Below are 15,668 nucleotides of genomic sequence, written 5' to 3'. Positions count from 1 at the left end.
CCCTCGGAGCGTGCAAAGGGCAAGCCATCCACCCAGCAAGAGGCCCTTCCGGCCAAACGCAAAAACCACGGCCAACTATCAGTACCACTGCGCATCTTTCAGAAAAGGCTGACACAACTGCGCCTGAAATATCCGGACAATCTGGGCGCATTCCAGTTGTCGGAACCGAAGATGCCCGTCACACCTCCTGCCGTCTCACCCCCCAACACCCGCTCACTCGCAACTCTGAATCCATACGCATTTGTGTTGGTCATGGCAATTGTTACCTGCGTCCCCTACGCCGGCGGCAATGCCTGGCAATGGGTGAGCAACCCGGAACTCTATTGGGAGAGCTTCGCGAGCTACTGGCCGGGCATGCTTCATATGCTTTCAGGCAGCGTGCTGTTGCATGCGACGATCATCGTTCTGCTGGTTCACTACATCAACGAACGCCATCCCAGCACACCCGTGCCCCTCTGCCGTCTGCTGGCCATTTACGCCGTGCTGTATCTCATAGGTCTGTTTGCCGTTGACTGGAGCATTCGGTACTTCAGCCAGGACTTCTATCGCTGGGCACTGAACCAGGAGTCCAGCAGCCTTTGGCTGTGGATTCATACGCAGATCAGCAGGTGGGTCATGGCCTTTCTGGCCTGTTTTCTGCCCCTGTGGGCTGTGCTGCGGGCAAACCGCCGCCATTCGTTGCAATGGGGAGAGCCGGCCGGGCCAGGTTTTGCCAACTGGCAGATCAGCTCAAGTGTTGCGCTGATCTTCAGCCTGGTGCTGTTCGAGGTAGGCAGCGCCCTGGCCTGGAAAGCTGCGCCGTGGAGTTTCGTCAGGGCCAGCACTCTGATGAGCCTGATCGGTGGCTGCATCATTCCCTTTGCAATGGTCATGATCGCGACAGGGAGCGGGCTGCCTCGTCGAGTGCCGCACTTTGCCGTGGGACGAACCGTGGCGACAGCTCTGGCACTGATGGTGCTTTGGCAGACGGCAGTGATACCCAGCGCGGCATTGGTTATCCGCGCCTCCCTGAAGCAGGGACTTGGCCACGGCTGGACGGACACTCTTCTTCTGCTCTGGTCGGCGCTGATGCTGGCCTTGTTGTGGCCGCTGTCACGAGCCTGCACCCGCTGGTTCCTGATACCCAGAGGCGGAGAGAATTGAAATGAACACCATCGACTCCCGGTTTATCCGCAGCTCGAGATACCTATGCCTTGCCGCGGCACTCTTGTGTACCAGTGGCTGCGAGACGATCTCGGCCGGGTCGATATTGATGGGGTGTGCGTTTCGCAGCAGCCTGGAAATCGAACCGCAGACCCTGCCCGATGCTCAGGTGGGCGTCCCCTACCGTGCCATGATCAATATCGCCGGAACGCCGGGAGGTCCCGTGGCCTATATCGATGTGCAGTTGCTCCCCCAGGGGCTGCGGTTCGACTATCAGGACAGGCAAAGCCACGGACAGCTAGTGGGCACGCCACAGGAAGCAGGAAGCATCAGCGTGAAAGTGTCGGCAGGAACCTTCGGCACGATGTGCGCAGGGAAAAGCGTGAGCCGGGAGCTCACCTTGCATGTCGCAAACTAAAAGAGTTCGCGCCAGATGATCGGGCAATCAGCGACTCCCCCGGCCCCAAGATGATCGGACTCTCGCGGCCATGCGCGCAGGAGCCCGGCACGGGATGACGACGCTTGCCTTCGCCAAAGGGCGAGCTTAAGCGGGGGACGCATTTCGCGTCCCCCGCGACGGCGATCATGAAAGGATGAACTTAACCTCGATATTGCCGCGAGTCGCCTTGGAATACGGGCAGATCTGGTGAGCCTCATCGACCAGCTTCGCCTTGTCCTCGGCCCCCAGCCCCGGCAGGTGCACGGTGAGCCGGGCGGCCAGGGCGAAACCGCCGTCGGCGGTGTTGCCCAGGGAGACTTCGGCGTCCACCGCCACATCGGCTGGCAGGCGCACGTTCAGCTTCTGCCCGGCGCGGCGCAAGGCGCCGATGAAGCAGGCGGACCAGCCAATGGCGAACAGTTGCTCGGGGTTGGTGCCGGGGCGGCCCGAGCCGGGTGGGCTCAGCAGCAGGTCAAGGTCACCGTCGACAGTCTGGCCGCGACCGTCGCGACCTCCGGTAGTGTGGGTGTGGGCGGTGTAGATCACGGTTGTCAGGGTATCGGTCATGACGCTTCTCCTTCAGGGCGGGCCAAGTGGGGACGACGCGGTGTGGTGCAGTTGGGGCGGGTGCCGATCACCACGCCTTGCTCTTTCAGGCTGCGCAGCAGGGCGATGCCCTGCTCTTCGATGGCGGCCAGTTCGATGCCGGCGATTTCCGCCAGCGCCTTCAGGTGTTCGCGACCGGTAAGCTGCCATTGTTGCAGCGACACCAGCAGCGCATGGGCCAGCGGGGCCAGGCGCGAGAAGTGCACCTTCAGGTCCGCACCGCGGCGTGCCAGCAGCAGTGTCGGCTCGGCCGGGGCTTGCTGCGGGATGTGCTCGGGCCCGATATGGCTGACCGGCCAGACGTAGGCTAGCGGCAGCGCGAGGCTGGAAAGCTGCGGTACACCGTCGAGCAGGTCGCCGTCCGGATCATGGGCCGGTTCGGCCTTGTCGCTGAGCAGCAGCGCGGTCTCGATCCACTCGTAGTGGGCCAGCTCGGCCACCCAGCCGGGCTGCTCGCCGCGGCTTTCGAGGTAGTCGACGAACTCGCCGGCAACCTCCGTGAAGAGCGGCGTCTGGCAACGGAAGCCGGCGTAGAAATCCTCGGTCAGCGCTTGCCAATGCTCGTGCGCGAGGCTGGCCTGCAGCACCGGGAAATTGCCGGCCAGCAGCGATTGCAGGTTGCCGAAGAACAGTTGCCGGTAGACCGCCAGGCGATGCGCCTCGATGCCGGGCGGCGGTTCATTGGCCTGCGGGTCGCGGATGAAGCGGGTCATGCGCAGTTGCTGTTCGCGCAGGGACTCAGCCATGGCGCACCTCCGGCTGGCGAACGGTGCTTTGCAGGCGGCGGATGCAGTCCACCTCGCCGAGCAATTCGGCGAGCGGCGGCAGGTTGAAGTCTCGCTCCAGCAAGGTCGGGACGGTGCCCAGATGCTGGTAGGCGCTGGCCAGCAAGGTCCAGACATCGTCCTTCACCGCTGCGCCGTGGGTGTCGACCTTCAGGTCCGGCGCCTCGTCGTAATGCCCGGCGACGTGTAGACAGGCGACACGATCCGCCGGCACGCGGGCCAGGAAGCTGGCGGCGTCGTAGCCGTGGTTGTGGGCGTTGACGTAGAGGTTGTTGACGTCCAGCAGCAGGTCGCAGTCAGCCTCGCTCAGCACGGCGCGCAGGAAATCGATTTCGCTCAGCGCCTGATAAGGCGCGGCGTAGTAGGAGATGTTCTCCACGGCGATGCGGCGGCCGAGGATGTCCTGCACTTCACGGATGCGCCCGGCGATGTGGCGCACGGCTTCGTCGGTGAAGGGCATGGGAATCAGGTCGTAGAGATGGCCTTCGTCGGAGCAGTAACTCAGGTGCTCGCTGAACAGGGGCACGTGGTGCTGGTCGAGGAACTCGCGGACACGGTGCAGGAACACGTGGTCCAGCGGCTCCGGGCCGCCGAGGGACAGCGACAGGCCGTGGCAGGACAGCGGGAAGCGTTCGGCCAGGCGCGCCAGGCCTTCGCCATAGGAGCCGCCGACACCGATCCAGTTGTCCGGGGCGACTTCGAGGAAATCCACGGCGCGGTCGTCCATTGTCAGCAGGTCGGGCAGCAGAGCGCGGCGCAGGCCGAGGCCGGCTCCATTGAGGGATGTGGTCATGGCGGTCTCCTGGGCGAAGTGCCCTCCCCGGCCAGCGGCGCGGGGAGGTCTGCGGGGAATATCAGTTCCTGGCCTGGCTCAGCTTGCTGTACAGGTCGGACGGGAACGGCTTGCCGTTGGAGTCGAACTGGTTCTTGCGGAACTGGTAGACCTCGGCCTCGGAGAGGTAGCCGTCGTGGTTCGCATCGATGGCATCGAACTCTGCGTTGGCCTTGGGCGCCACGGCCAGCAATTCGGCGCGGGAGACGCGACCGTCGTGATCGGCATCGGTGCGGGCGAAGGAGGCGTCACCACATTTACCTTCACCGCACTTGCCCTCGGCGCCGGTGGCCTTGGCCTGGGCGCCGTCGGCACCGCATTTGCCTTCGCCGCACTTGCCTTCAGTCTGGCTGGCCTTGGTTTGCTTGGCGGCGCCGCACTTGCCCTCGCCACACTTGCCCTCCCCGGCCTTGGCGGCGGAAGCCAGCTGGTAGCCCTGCGGCAGGGCTTCGACGGCGAAGGCGGAAGACGCCATGTTCAGGCCACCGGCCAGGGCAACGGCGATCAGGCCAAGCTGGGATTTCGAGAGTCGAGTCATGGTGCTTCTCCAGATGCTGTGGCGCGCTGGGCGCCGGATCATGCCGCAAGGGCGAATCCCTGGAACGATGCTCTGGAGGGTTTTCCCTGCCGTCGCGTTGTGTCGTTCGGGTAGGGCTATTTCGCCGCAACGATGTATCGCGGGCGTATCGGCGACTGGAGGCTTTTGTATGCGTGTGCCCGCTCAGCGAGCGGCAGATACAAAGCAATACAAGCGGCGGGGATCTGGAGCGGGGAGGTTCGCGAGCAAGCTCGCTCCTAAAGGCAACCGGTCAGCCTGCAAGGCTCTTTGCAGGAGCGAGCCTGCTCGCGAACCGGCATGGCCACAACACAGAGGCGGCCGAAAAAGAAAGGGCCGCAGAGCGGCCCGATCCTACAAAGGCAGGACGATCAGCCCGCGCGCTTGGCGGCGATGGCGGTGACTTCCACCTTCATGCCTTCGACCGCCAGCTCGGAAATACCGACGGCGGCGCGCACCGGATAGGGCTTGGCGAAGAAGCTGCAATACACCTCGTTGAACGCGGCGCGGTCGCCCATGCTGGTGAGGTAGATGGTCAGGTGCAGGACGTGGTCCAGGCCGCTGCCGGCCTTTTCCAGGGCCAGTTGCAGGCTGCGCAGGGTGGCTTCGCTCTGGGCCTTGATGTCGCCCAGTTCCAGGCTGCCGTCCTCAAGGGTGGGGATCTGCGTGGAAACCAGCAGGCCGCCGAAGCCGGCGACGTCGGAGGAAATGGATTCGGGGTCCGCGTCGGGGATGAAGGTAGGCGTCATGGGACAAATCTCTGCTGTCGATGAATGGGGCACGTCGCCGCACCAGGTGTGGCGGCCGGGTCGCGCAGCTTAGCCGTATCGCCCCGCCACGCGCCATGTCACCGTGCCCGCAGCCCCCGGAAACAGTGACATGACCAGTCCCGACGAAACTTCCGCAGCCGTTGTGTCAACTCGACAAAAGTCCTGATTATTACAATTCAGGATATAGACCTTCTCATAATCCGTGATTTAAACGGCGAACTCTTTGGGCATTATGACGTCGGCTCTTCCGCGTCTGGAGCAATTCGCGGGGGAATTAAAAGCCAGTTAACTGCAACAATGCCAACGCAACTTCCTGCGATTTTCCGCCGTGGTCCATCCATGTTCGGATTCATTGTGCCTGCCTATAAAAACGTCCGGCTCTCACGCTATTAATCGAACCGGTCCTCCAAGACTCTAGGGGCAATATCCATGAAGCACCTCAAACGCAGCGCCATCGTGCTCGCTGTTTCCGCCGCCGCCAGCCAGTTCGCCAGCGCCGAATCCTTCGTCACCGATCAGGCCGATGCCAAGGGCTTCGTCGAGGACGCCAAGTTCGACGTCCTGCTGCGCAACCAGTACTACGACCACGACGGCAAGAACGGCGCGGGCGACAACCGCGACTGGACCCAGGGCTTCCTGGCGAACTTCTCCTCCGGCTACACCCAGGGCACCGTCGGCTTCGGCGTGGATGCCTTCGGCTATCTGGGCATCAAGCTCGACGCCGGCCGCGGCCGCGCGGGTACCGGCAACCTGCCGGTAGGCAACGACGGCAAGCCGGACGATGACTACGGCAAGGCCGGTGGCGCGCTGAAGGTGCGCATCTCCAAGACCGAGCTGAAATTCGGTGACATGCAGCCAACCGCTCCGGTGTTCGCCGCTGGCGGCACCCGCCTGATCCCGCAGACCGCTTCGGGCTTCAACCTGCTGAGCAGCGAGATCGAAGGCCTGGACCTGGAAGCCGGCCACTTCACTTCCGGCACCAGCCCGGTCACCACGGCTCGCGACGGCGGCCTGTGGGCAGCCTACGCCGGCGTGGAAACCAGTGACGTCGACTTCCTCGGTGGCAAGTACGCGATCAACGACAACCTGAGCGTTTCGCTGTACGGCTCCGAGTTCAAGGACATCTGGCGCCAGTACTACGGCAACGTGAACTGGGTGCTGCCGGTGGCAGACGACCAGTCGCTGGCCTTCGACTTCAACATCTACCGCACCAACGACGAAGGCCAGGCCAAGGCCGGCGAGATCAGCAACACCACCTGGTCGCTGGCAGCCGCCTACTCCTTCCTGCAGGCACACACTGTCACCCTGGCCTACCAGAAGGTGCATGGCGACACCCCGTTCGACTACGTCGGCTTCGGCGACGACGGCGACGGCGCCACCGGTGACTCGGTATTCCTCGCCAACTCCGTGCAGTACTCCGACTTCAACGGTCCGGGCGAGCGCTCCTGGCAGGTTCGCTACGACCTGGCGATGGACACCTACGGCGTACCGGGCCTGAGCTTCATGGCCCGCTACATCAACGGTACCGGCATCGACGGCAGCCACGCCGACGCGGATGGCGCCTACGCCGGTCTGTACGGTGAGGACGGCAGCCACCACGAGACCGACCTGGAAGCCAAGTACGTGGTCCAGGCCGGCCCGGCGAAGGACCTGTCCTTCCGCCTGCGCCAGGCGTTCCACCGCGCCAACGCCGACCAGGGTGAAGCCGACAACAACGAGATGCGCCTGATCGTCGAATATCCGCTGTCGATCCTGTAATCGACCCGGATATTTGCCACGATAATTGCACGGGGCAACTTTCGGATTCGTCTGAATGTTCGCCCCGTGTTCGGGTGAGATTATTACGCCCGAACAGAAAGTCTCTTCCCGGAATGACGGTTTATCCCGCGGCTGCAACTTTCTAGAATGACCCCATCTTCCCGCTTCCGCACTTTCCCTGCGGAAGACAACTCCTGACGTTGATATTGTGATTGCTCCTTCGACGTCCTTCGAGCCGCTCCTCTGGAGCGGTTTTTTTTATGCCCGTTTATATCGCTTGGCAAACCGCCCGAACAAAAAGTGATCGAATCGGACGGCGCGACGGTCCAACTCTCCGACAGCGTGGTAATCCTCACGCGAACCCCGGAGGCACCTCACCATGAGCGCAATGACCCTCGAAGGCTGGTGCAAGACCACCGCCGAGCAGAAACCCACGCCGCTGGAAGACATCCGCTTCTACCTGACCGACCAGGACCGCCTGCACCTCGAACAGGCCGAGGTCTACCTGCAGGAGAACGGCCAGCGGGAAATGATGGTCGATGCCGACCTCGACACCCTCGATCTGCACATGCCCGAAGGCTATGGGCCGCTGGCGGACTGCATGTTCCGCGTGTACCTGGGCGGAGTGGAACACCGTGGGCAATTCCACCTGGTGGGCCACCGGGCCAGTGATGGCAGCCTGATCTACACCAACGCCGTGCTGATCGACCAGTTGATCAACTGACACCGCCCCTCGCCCGCCGCAGGCCCGGCGGGCGAGCGCGTTCGTCGCTCTTGTCGCAAGCGGACATTGTGGCCGCTCAACTGCCGTGATTTCATAAAGCCACCTGCGTCCGCCTGCCGCATGTCCGGCACGCGACTCAATCCAGAACCACGCCCATCCTCCGTTGAAGAAGCTGCTATCGGATGCGAACTTCCAGTAAACCTGGGGTAAAGGAGCACGGGCGATACGACGGTCTGCTACGTCTCGCCCGTCACGCGGGTGGCGATTGCGCCGTCCTGCTCATCGACATGCACGGCCAGTTGCTCGGCCACCTCGGCATCGAGAGTGCCGTTGCCCTCTCCCTGACCACCCTGCTTTCCCTCGATGCCGCCGCCACTCCCCTGCACCAGCACGGCCGCGAGCTGCACCTGCTCTCCAGCGAAATACTGCGCGACGAGGAAGGCTTTCCACGGGCCCGACTGCTGCTGCTGGGCAATGGCGACAGAGCGCTCAGCCAGGACCAGCAAGCCCTGCTGGCGGACGTGCTGGAACTGGGCGAAGCCCTGCTCGAACGTGCCCGCGCGCCGCAGCGGGAAAGCGAGCGGCGCATGGCCCTGGCGGTTGACGGCAGCGGTACCGGGATCTGGGACCGCCACGTAACCACCGGCCAGATACATTACTCCAGCGCCTGGAAGTCACTGCTGGGCTACGCCGACGACGAAATCGGCAGTTGCATCGAGGACGCCTACACCCGCATCCACCCGGACGACCTCGACTATGTGCAAAGCGCCATGCGCGACCACTTCGAGGGCCGTACCGAATCCTATGAAGTGGAACACCGGCTGCAGCACAAGGACGGCCACTACCTCTGGGTCTGCAGCCGCGGCAAGGTGGTGGAGCGCGATGCCGCCGGCAATGCCCTGCGCATGCTCGGCACCACCACCGACATTACCGCCCTGCGCGAAGTCGCCGAACAACTGCGCGAAAGCGTGCAATTGCTCACCGACCTGACCAACGAAATCCCCGGCATGGTCTTCCAGTTCCGTCGTTTGCCTGACGGCACCGGCACCTTCCCCTACGTCAGTGCCGGCGTGCTGGACATCTATGGCGTATTGCCCGAAGAGGTTCGCAGTGACTCCAGCTTCCTGCGCCAGGTGATCCACCCGGAAGACCTGGACGCCTGCCTGGCGTCCCTGGAGAACTCCGCCCTCCAGATGCAGCCCTGGCGCCACGAGTACCGCGTGGTGATTCCCGAACGCGGAGTGTTCTGGCGGCAAGGCAATGCACACCCCAAGCGGATAGAGGATGGCAGCCTGATCTGGCACGGCTTCATCACCGACATCACCGAACGCAAGCGCATCGAAGCCGAGCTGCAACTGCTGGCGACGACCGACTACCTCACCCAGTTGCCCAACCGTGGCCACTTCATGCACCTGATCGAGGCCGAACTGGGCCGCGTGCAGCGAAGCGTGGAGCGCAGCGCGGCGATCCTGATGTGCGACATCGACCACTTCAAGGCGATCAACGACCGTTGGGGCCATGCCGTGGGTGATGAAGCGCTGCGCCACTGCGCCGGCATCCTGGCCCGGGCCATCCGTCGCGTCGACTTCGCCGGCCGCATGGGCGGAGAAGAATTCGCCGTGGTGCTGGGCGACGCCGACCTCGGCAGTGCCGAGGTGTTCGCCCAGCGCCTGCTGCAGCAACTGGCCGACCAGCCGCTGATGCACGCAGGCCAGCGCATACCGTTGACCATCAGCATCGGCGTCGCCGTCCTGGAATCCGGCGACAGCTCCGCCGAGGTCGCCCTCTCCCGCAGTGACAGCGCCTTGTACCGAGCCAAGCAGAACGGCCGTAACCGCGTCGAATGCCACTGACGGCAAACCCGCGAGGCAGAGCGCGCCGCCCGGCGCGCCTGTGGACGATCCCGCACAGCACCATGAAAAAATGTGCATAATTTTTCACCATTAGCGCCACGCGTTTTAAATAATGGACTTTTCAGCACGCACAGCTATTTGAAAATATCCTTTAAATACAACAACTTAAAATAATTGTCAGACAAGATATCGGCCATTATTTTTGACGCCCTCCGTCGAATTCGTTTGACATATTTAACGGCTCTGGCAGGCTGGTAGGCAGGTTTCGACCGGGAAACTTCGCCTTCTGTGCGCTCCCGGCAGTGCTCGAGGCCTCAGGTAGCGCGCCTTTCCGCTGCGCGCCTGCACAAAAACGATGGGCTGCAGCCCGTCCAAAGGTGACATATGTCCAACAGCAACATTGGCAACAAGAAACAGACTCTCCGAAAACCCGTCGTCCTGATGTCCATGGGCAGCCAAGAGCGCAAAGGCCACGACTATCAGGTAATGACCCACAAATACATCGTGCCCCTGGTTGAACAGTCCGATTGCGTGCCGGTACTGGTACCGACCTGCTGCGGCATCGAAGACCTCGAGCAATACCTGGACATGGCTGACGGCGTGTACCTGACCGGTGCCGGCAGCAACATCGATCCGACCCTGTATGGCCAGGAGAACGAAACTCCCGGCAAGGGCCAGGACAAGGACCGCGACAACTTCGACATCCCGCTGATCAAGGCCGCCATCGCGCGTGGCCTGCCGATCTTCGGCATCTGCCGCGGCATGCAGGAAATCAACGTTGCCCTGGGCGGCGATATCTACCAGAAGGTCTACGCCGAACCCGGCTTCAATGACCATCGCGAGAATCCCGAAGACCCGGTCGACGTGCAGTACAGCCCGGCCCACGGCGTTCGCCCGAAAGCGGGCAGCTGGTTGCAGCAGCTGCTGGGTGACGAGATCCGCGTCAACTCGCTGCATGGCCAGGGCCTGAAGAACCTGGGCAAGGGCATCGAAGCCATCGCCCACGCCGAAGACGGCCTGGTCGAGGCGATCCATGCGCCTACCCTTTCCTCCTTCCTCTTCGCGGTGCAGTGGCACCCGGAATGGCAGGCGGCGAAGAACCCCGACTCGGTGAAGATCTTCCAGGCTTTCGGCGATGCTTGCCGTCAGCAGGTGAAGAAGAAGCAGGCGCGCCAGCTGGCTGCCTGATTCGCTTCCCGCGTCATGAAAAAGCCCGGCCTTGTGCCGGGCTTTTTCTTTGGCGATCCCGACTGCGGCATACCCGCGCATTGATGGGTATCGCGTCGCTCCATACCATCCTGCGTCCGGTTCCAGCGGCCATGATGGAGCGAGGTCGTAGGATGGGTGGAGCCTGGGCGATACCCATGCGGAAAACGTCATCAGCCGCGCGAATGGCGCACCCTGCATGCCCTTGAGGGCACCTCGGGCTACCCTTGGCGGTCAGCGATTACGCTTGACCGACCAAGGAACAGCCATGAGCAACGACCTTTTCTCCCTCACCGGCAAGACCGTGCTGGTCACCGGTGCCTCCAGCGGTATTGGCGCCCACCTGGCGCGCGTGGCTGCGCAGGCTGGCGCCCGCGTGGTGCTCGCGGCGCGGCGCACCGAGCGGTTGGCGCAGCTTGCACAAGCCATTCAAGCCGAGGGCGGCGAGGCACATGCCGTGGCACTGGACGTGACCGATCGCGCCAGTGTCGAGGCGGCGTTCGACAGCGCCGAGGCGCAGTTCGGCGTGGTCGACGTGGTGCTGAACAATGCCGGCATCGGCAACGGCCAACGCGCTCTGGAAGTCAGCGAGGAAGACTGGCGCGCCATGCTCTCCACCAACCTCGACGGCGTCTGGCGCGTCGCCCAGTGCGCAGCACAACGCCTGACCAAGGCTGGCCGCGGCGGTAGCATCGTCAACATCGCCTCGATCCTCGGCCTGCGCGTGGGCGGCGGCTACAGCCACTACTGCGCGGCCAAGGCCGGCGTGGTGCAACTGAGCAAATCCCTGGCGCTGGAACTGGCGCGCTTCAACGTGCGGGTCAACGCCATCGCGCCGGGCTACTTCAAGACCGAGATGAACGACACCTTCTTCGACAGCGACAAGGGCCAGGCCTACATCCGCGACACGGTGCCCATGCGCCGCCTGGGCCAACTCAAGGAACTGGAAGGTCCCTTCCTGCTGCTGGCCAGCGAGGCCGGCGCTTTCATGACCGGCGCAGTGCTGGCCGTGGACGGCGGGCACCTGGTGAGCAGCCTGTAGCTACTACCCCAGCTCGCGAAGGCGCAGCTCGAGGAAGCGCCGCTCCGGCTCCAGCTTCGCCAGTGCCAGGGCGCGCGCGTAGGCTTCGCGTGCTTGCGCGCGGCGATCCAGGCGGCGCAGGAAGTCAGCGCGGGCGGCGTGGGCCAGGTGATAGTCCTGCAGCTCGCCACCGCCCAGGATGGCATCCACCTGGACCAACCCTGCTTCGGGCCCGTCGCGCATGGCCAGGGCCACGGCGCGGTTGAGCTCGATTACCGGCGAGGGCTGCATGGCCAGCAGGAGGTCGTAGAGGCCGACGATTTCCGTCCAGTCGGTGGAGGCCATGTCGGGAGCCGCAGCATGCACAGCGGAGATGGCCGCTTGCAGCGTGTAAGGGCCGACGCGGCGGGTCCGCAGCGCGGCACTGATCAGTTGCTGGCCCTCCTCGATCAGCGCGCGATCCCAGCGCGCGCGATCCTGGTTCTCCAACAGCACCAGCTCGCCATCCTCGGCAGTACGTGCCTCACGTCGGGACTCGTGCAGCAGCATCAGCGCCAGCAGCCCCATCACTTCCGCCTCCGGCAGCAACTCCAGCAGTTGCCGGCCCAGGCGGATGGCTTCGGCGGACAGGTCGGTGCGCGTCAGCGAGTCGCCGGCCGAGGCCGAATAGCCTTCGTTGAACACCAGGTAGATGACCCGCAGCACGCTGGCCAGGCGCTCCGGCAGTTCCGCTGCCTCGGGCACCTGGTAGGGAATCTGCGCATCGCGGATTTTCGCCTTGGCGCGCACGATACGCTGGGCGATGGTCGAGGGCGTGGCGAGGTAGGCGCGGGCGATTTCCTCGGTCTTCAGGTCGCAGACTTCACGCAGGGTCAGCGGCACCTGCGAGTCCGCCGGCAGCGCCGGGTGGCAGCAGGTGAAGATCAGCCGCAGGCGGTCGTCCTCGACGCTTTCGTCGGCCTGTTCCTCTACCGATTGCGTGTCGATTTCCAGTTGTTCGGCGATCTGCGCCAGGGAGGCATCGAAGCGTGAACGGCGGCGCAGGCCGTCGATGGCCTTGAAGCGCCCGGCGGAGACCAGCCAGGCGCGCGGGTTAGCCGGCACGCCGTCGCGCCGCCACTGGTCCACGGCGGCGACGAAGGCTTCATGCAGCGCTTCTTCGGCCAGGTCGAAATCGCCCAGCAGGCGGATCAGCGTGGCCAGCACCCGACGCGACTCGCGACGGTAGATGTCGTCCACCACGTCGCGCAGGGGCTGGGGAGCGTACTCGTGCATGGGCCGAAGATCCTTGGCGGGAAATGAGTCTTCCTATCCTGCACGGGTTTTCGCCGGGGTGGGAGGTGACCGGACGGGTGTGCGGTGGGAGAGCGTTGCGGGGTGTTTCTTTGTCGCCGGCCACGTACCGGGCCGATGGGGGCATCGCAGGAGCGAGCCTGCTCGCGAACCTCGCCGGGCAAGCATGGCATCAGGCGGTTCGCGAGCAAGCTCGCTCCTACAAGGGCAGGGCCGAATCAGGGCTTGGCATCGAAGAGCAACTGCCCCGTGGCCGGATCGAAGGGAATGGAGAAGTGCTCGTGGGCAATCTTCCACTGCCCCGCCTCGCGGCGCAGGCCGACCGTCACCCGCGCCCAGGAGGCGTTGTGCTGGCCCTTGTCGTCGGTGCCGCCACAGTAGGCGAGGTAATGCCCGAAGGCCGTCTCGCCACCACTCTCGAAGCTCAGCTGGTGAATCTCGAAGGTGGGCTCCTTGCACATCTGCGTGCAGTCGCGCCAATGGCTGGCGTAGGCCTCGACGCCCTGGAATTGCAGTTGCTTCACCGCATCGAAGGCGAGGATGTCACGGGTGTAATGGCGGGTGATGCCTTCCACGTCGGAGGCGCGGACAGCTTTCAGCCAGCTCTCCAGCAGCGCGTGAAGTTCGGCGTGGGCGGCGTTCTTTTCAGCGGCAGTCATGGGATGTCTCCTGCTCAGGCATCAGGACCCGCAACAGCTGTGCTGCTGCGGGGCTTCGTCGTATTCGTCGTGGAAGCGCGTCCAGTTCATGCCCTTGCCCTGGTAGTCGGGCATGCCGCCCCAGCCTTCGCCACGCCCCAGCGGGGTGAGGTCGAGCAGGTGGTAGGTGAACAGCGGCGCTTCCAGCCCGCGGCCGTAGGTCGAGTAACTGTGGAATATCTGCTCGCCGTCGCGCAGGAACACGCTCATGCCCGGCTGCTCGCCGCGCACGTGGTAATCCTGGCCCAGGCTCTCCAGTTCCGCCTTGTCGCGGTAGTTGTATTCGACCGGCGCAACGGACTCGTCGATGCTGACGTGGAAGTCATAGTTGAAGTCGCTGCCAAAGGACGAATACCAGGGGAACTGCCAGCCCATGCGGGCGCGGAAAGGCGCGATCTCTTCCAGCGGCGCGCGGGACACCATGGCGAAGGTGGTGCCGCGGGCGTGCAGGTGCTCCAGGCGGCCCAGATTGTCGATCAGGTAGGAGCAGCCCTCGCAGCCCAACCCCGTGTCGCGGTGGAACATGAAGTGGTAGACGATCAGCTGCGGCCGCCCTTCGAACAGGTCGAGCAGGCGTAACGGGCCGTGCGGGCCTTCGAAGCGGTAGTCCTTGTCGATTTGCACCACCGGCAGTTCGCGGCGCTGGGCGTTGAGCGCGTCGCGAGCGTGGGTGGCGGCCTTTTCCTGTTCCAGCAGGCGAATCCGCGCCTGGCGCCAGGCAGCCTGGGAAACAACACGGGGAAAGTCCTGATTGGCCAGTTTCATGTTGCACGCTCCTGGGGACGCTCCTGTGAAAGCCCCCGTTGCTCGTTGGGCCGGCCGCGGCGCTTGCCGCGCAGGCGGGTGACGGCGAATGCGCTGACGCCGCCAGCGGAAAGGACACTGGTCACGGCCAGCGTCAGGGTCGATACGCACAGAGGGCACATGGCTCGCCTCCTTCAGGTTGCGGCTTGCATCAGCCCTTCTCGGCCAGCACCTTGAGGTTGGCCAGGCCCGCCTCGAAGTCCTTGCCGACCATGCGGTCCACATCGATGAACAGGTGCATGATCTTCGCCACGAAGGGCACCGGGCCGAACATCGCCCAGGTCACTTCGGTGCCGCCGTCGCGCGGCACCAGGGTGAACTCGGCGGTGTTGCTGGCCTTGAATGGCTTGAGGAAGTCCAGGGCAAGGGTGGTGCGGCTGCCGGGATCGTTCTCGACGATCTCCATTCGCCCAGCCCCGGCCTTGCTGTTGCCGGCCCAGGCGTACACCGCACCGCGGCCCTTTTCAGCGCCGGAGAAGGTGCGCTGCATGTCGGGATCGAGCTTTTCGTACGGAGACCACTGCCGCCACTGGTGGAAGTCCTCGATATAGCCCTGCACCCTTTCCGGCGGCGCCTGGATGCGCAGGGAGCGCTCCACGCGGAAGGTGCCCGGTCGATTCGCCGCCAGCACCAGGACCACCGCCACAGCCAGTACCACCACCAACGCAATCCACTTCAGCATCACATCCTCCTGACGTTGCCATCACTTGAAGAACTGGGCCTCAGCGCCCGGCGAAGTATCGGTCCCAATCGCGCACCGGGCGGACCTCCACGGCGCCGAGGCGGCCGCTGGGTATCCGCTGGGCGATCTGCAGCGCCTCGTTGAGGTCACGGGCGTCGATCAACACGAAGCCGCCCAGGTACTCGCGGGTCTCGGCGAAGGGCCCGTCGGTGATCGACAGCCCCGCCGGCTCATGACGCAGCGTAGTGGCGGTTTCCACCGTTTCCAGCGCCTCGGAGGCCAGCACCCGGCCGGCGCGACGCTGGTACTCGTCGTTGGCGAAACACTCGTCCATCAGCCGGCGGTATTGCCCGTCGGACAGGCTGGAGAGCCGCTGGTCATCCACGTAGATCAGGCAGAGGTACTTCATGGTCGTCTCCCCAGGCAGTGCGCTTGCAGTTACCTCATAGTCGAAGCGCGCGAGCTGGATTCGACAGCCGGGCAGAAATTTTTTGCGCG

18 protein-coding genes are annotated in these 15,668 nt (G+C 64.2%); 7 read left to right on the top strand and 11 right to left on the bottom strand.

Annotated elements, in window-relative coordinates:
- Positions 1-252 precede the first annotated feature (252 nt).
- Both RS899_RS02395 and RS899_RS02390 read left to right on the top strand, forming a co-directional pair.
- Positions 253-1,143 carry a hypothetical protein gene (locus RS899_RS02395; RefSeq protein ID WP_315808998.1) on the top strand — a complete coding sequence of 297 codons (891 nt, stop codon included), beginning with the start codon at positions 253-255 and terminating at the stop codon, positions 1,141-1,143.
- A gap of 1 nt (position 1,144) precedes the next feature.
- Positions 1,145-1,561 (top strand): hypothetical protein, encoded by a 417-nt coding sequence (locus RS899_RS02390; RefSeq protein WP_315808997.1) that lies wholly within the window; start codon positions 1,145-1,147, stop codon positions 1,559-1,561.
- Positions 1,562-1,726: 165 nt separating this feature from the next.
- Here RS899_RS02390 and RS899_RS02385 read toward each other — a convergent pair whose 3' ends face one another.
- The 5 genes from RS899_RS02385 to RS899_RS02365 form a co-directional block, all read right to left on the bottom strand.
- Entirely contained in the window at positions 1,727-2,149 is a 423-nt protein-coding gene (locus RS899_RS02385) for an organic hydroperoxide resistance protein (protein ID WP_315808996.1), read from the bottom strand.
- A complete protein-coding gene (locus RS899_RS02380) occupies positions 2,146-2,934 on the bottom strand; it encodes a DNA-binding domain-containing protein (protein ID WP_315808995.1) in 789 nt (262 codons plus the stop codon). The genes RS899_RS02385 and RS899_RS02380 overlap by 4 nt, the downstream gene beginning before the upstream one ends.
- Positions 2,927-3,766 carry a DUF692 domain-containing protein gene (locus tag RS899_RS02375; protein WP_064979857.1) on the bottom strand — a complete coding sequence of 280 codons (840 nt, stop codon included), beginning with the start codon at positions 3,764-3,766 and terminating at the stop codon, positions 2,927-2,929. Before RS899_RS02375 ends, RS899_RS02380 begins: the two co-directional genes overlap by 8 nt.
- Before the next feature lie 61 nt (positions 3,767-3,827).
- Positions 3,828-4,343: a hypothetical protein gene (locus RS899_RS02370; protein WP_169941474.1), complete on the bottom strand. Its 516-nt coding sequence runs from the start codon at positions 4,341-4,343 to the stop codon at positions 3,828-3,830.
- A gap of 389 nt (positions 4,344-4,732) precedes the next feature.
- A complete protein-coding gene (locus tag RS899_RS02365) occupies positions 4,733-5,110 on the bottom strand; it encodes a RidA family protein (protein ID WP_315808994.1) in 378 nt (125 codons plus the stop codon).
- Positions 5,111-5,560: 450 nt separating this feature from the next.
- Between RS899_RS02365 and RS899_RS02360 the strand changes: the two genes are divergently transcribed.
- The 5 genes from RS899_RS02360 to RS899_RS02340 all read left to right on the top strand — a co-directional run bounded on the left by RS899_RS02360 (position 5,561) and on the right by RS899_RS02340 (position 11,714).
- The gene (locus tag RS899_RS02360; RefSeq protein WP_315808993.1) at positions 5,561-6,889 is read left to right on the top strand and encodes an OprD family porin; all 1,329 of its coding nucleotides are present in this window, start codon (positions 5,561-5,563) and stop codon (positions 6,887-6,889) included.
- Positions 6,890-7,268: 379 nt separating this feature from the next.
- On the top strand, positions 7,269-7,613 hold the full coding sequence (locus RS899_RS02355) for a hypothetical protein (RefSeq protein WP_037008260.1): 345 nt from the start codon (positions 7,269-7,271) through the stop codon (positions 7,611-7,613).
- Between the two features lie 182 nt (positions 7,614-7,795).
- The gene (locus RS899_RS02350; RefSeq protein WP_315808992.1) at positions 7,796-9,466 is read left to right on the top strand and encodes a diguanylate cyclase; all 1,671 of its coding nucleotides are present in this window, start codon (positions 7,796-7,798) and stop codon (positions 9,464-9,466) included.
- A 384-nt stretch (positions 9,467-9,850) separates the two neighbouring features.
- A complete protein-coding gene (locus RS899_RS02345; protein ID WP_024767552.1) occupies positions 9,851-10,654 on the top strand; it encodes a gamma-glutamyl-gamma-aminobutyrate hydrolase family protein in 804 nt (267 codons plus the stop codon).
- Between the two features lie 286 nt (positions 10,655-10,940).
- Positions 10,941-11,714, top strand: coding sequence for an SDR family NAD(P)-dependent oxidoreductase (locus RS899_RS02340; protein WP_315808991.1), 774 nt, complete (start codon positions 10,941-10,943; stop codon positions 11,712-11,714).
- Positions 11,715-11,717: 3 nt separating this feature from the next.
- On the opposite strand, the gene RS899_RS02335 is transcribed toward RS899_RS02340, so the two are convergent.
- From RS899_RS02335 to RS899_RS02310, 6 genes are all read right to left on the bottom strand, one after another.
- Positions 11,718-12,968, bottom strand: coding sequence for an RNA polymerase sigma factor (locus RS899_RS02335; protein ID WP_315808990.1), 1,251 nt, complete (start codon positions 12,966-12,968; stop codon positions 11,718-11,720).
- A 236-nt stretch (positions 12,969-13,204) separates the two neighbouring features.
- A complete protein-coding gene (locus RS899_RS02330; protein ID WP_315808989.1) occupies positions 13,205-13,645 on the bottom strand; it encodes a YybH family protein in 441 nt (146 codons plus the stop codon).
- A 21-nt stretch (positions 13,646-13,666) separates the two neighbouring features.
- The gene (locus RS899_RS02325; protein ID WP_315808988.1) at positions 13,667-14,449 is read right to left on the bottom strand and encodes a DUF899 domain-containing protein; all 783 of its coding nucleotides are present in this window, start codon (positions 14,447-14,449) and stop codon (positions 13,667-13,669) included.
- Positions 14,446-14,610 (bottom strand): hypothetical protein, encoded by a 165-nt coding sequence (locus RS899_RS02320; protein WP_315808987.1) that lies wholly within the window; start codon positions 14,608-14,610, stop codon positions 14,446-14,448. Before RS899_RS02320 ends, RS899_RS02325 begins: the two co-directional genes overlap by 4 nt.
- A 29-nt stretch (positions 14,611-14,639) precedes the next feature.
- Positions 14,640-15,170 carry an SRPBCC family protein gene (locus RS899_RS02315; protein ID WP_233299285.1) on the bottom strand — a complete coding sequence of 177 codons (531 nt, stop codon included), beginning with the start codon at positions 15,168-15,170 and terminating at the stop codon, positions 14,640-14,642.
- A 40-nt stretch (positions 15,171-15,210) separates the two neighbouring features.
- Positions 15,211-15,579: a YciI family protein gene (locus tag RS899_RS02310; protein WP_233299286.1), complete on the bottom strand. Its 369-nt coding sequence runs from the start codon at positions 15,577-15,579 to the stop codon at positions 15,211-15,213.
- Positions 15,580-15,668: the final 89 nt, after the last annotated feature.

The organism is Pseudomonas sp. C9-3, assembly GCF_032392015.1.
GTDB classification, from domain to species: Bacteria; Pseudomonadota; Gammaproteobacteria; order Pseudomonadales; family Pseudomonadaceae; genus Pseudomonas; species Pseudomonas nitroreducens.
The sequence above is the reverse complement of the archived record's forward strand: the minus strand, read 5'-3'. Positions and strand labels throughout refer to the sequence as shown.

Bases quoted from the DNA above. Each gene is read 5' to 3' on its own strand.
- RS899_RS02395 (WP_315808998.1), top strand. From the start codon at position 253: ATGGCAATTGTTACCTGCGTCCCCTACGCCGGCGGCAATGCCTGGCAA.
- RS899_RS02390 (WP_315808997.1), top strand. From the start codon at position 1,145: ATGAACACCATCGACTCCCGGTTTATCCGCAGCTCGAGATACCTATGC.
- RS899_RS02385 (WP_315808996.1), bottom strand. From the start codon at position 2,149: ATGACCGATACCCTGACAACCGTGATCTACACCGCCCACACCCACACT.
- RS899_RS02380 (WP_315808995.1), bottom strand. From the start codon at position 2,934: ATGGCTGAGTCCCTGCGCGAACAGCAACTGCGCATGACCCGCTTCATC.
- RS899_RS02375 (WP_064979857.1), bottom strand. From the start codon at position 3,766: ATGACCACATCCCTCAATGGAGCCGGCCTCGGCCTGCGCCGCGCTCTG.
- RS899_RS02370 (WP_169941474.1), bottom strand. From the start codon at position 4,343: ATGACTCGACTCTCGAAATCCCAGCTTGGCCTGATCGCCGTTGCCCTG.
- RS899_RS02365 (WP_315808994.1), bottom strand. From the start codon at position 5,110: ATGACGCCTACCTTCATCCCCGACGCGGACCCCGAATCCATTTCCTCC.
- RS899_RS02360 (WP_315808993.1), top strand. From the start codon at position 5,561: ATGAAGCACCTCAAACGCAGCGCCATCGTGCTCGCTGTTTCCGCCGCC.
- RS899_RS02355 (WP_037008260.1), top strand. From the start codon at position 7,269: ATGAGCGCAATGACCCTCGAAGGCTGGTGCAAGACCACCGCCGAGCAG.
- RS899_RS02350 (WP_315808992.1), top strand. From the start codon at position 7,796: ATGCGAACTTCCAGTAAACCTGGGGTAAAGGAGCACGGGCGATACGAC.
- RS899_RS02345 (WP_024767552.1), top strand. From the start codon at position 9,851: ATGTCCAACAGCAACATTGGCAACAAGAAACAGACTCTCCGAAAACCC.
- RS899_RS02340 (WP_315808991.1), top strand. From the start codon at position 10,941: ATGAGCAACGACCTTTTCTCCCTCACCGGCAAGACCGTGCTGGTCACC.
- RS899_RS02335 (WP_315808990.1), bottom strand. From the start codon at position 12,968: ATGCACGAGTACGCTCCCCAGCCCCTGCGCGACGTGGTGGACGACATC.
- RS899_RS02330 (WP_315808989.1), bottom strand. From the start codon at position 13,645: ATGACTGCCGCTGAAAAGAACGCCGCCCACGCCGAACTTCACGCGCTG.
- RS899_RS02325 (WP_315808988.1), bottom strand. From the start codon at position 14,449: ATGAAACTGGCCAATCAGGACTTTCCCCGTGTTGTTTCCCAGGCTGCC.
- RS899_RS02320 (WP_315808987.1), bottom strand. From the start codon at position 14,610: ATGTGCCCTCTGTGCGTATCGACCCTGACGCTGGCCGTGACCAGTGTC.
- RS899_RS02315 (WP_233299285.1), bottom strand. From the start codon at position 15,170: ATGCTGAAGTGGATTGCGTTGGTGGTGGTACTGGCTGTGGCGGTGGTC.
- RS899_RS02310 (WP_233299286.1), bottom strand. From the start codon at position 15,579: ATGAAGTACCTCTGCCTGATCTACGTGGATGACCAGCGGCTCTCCAGC.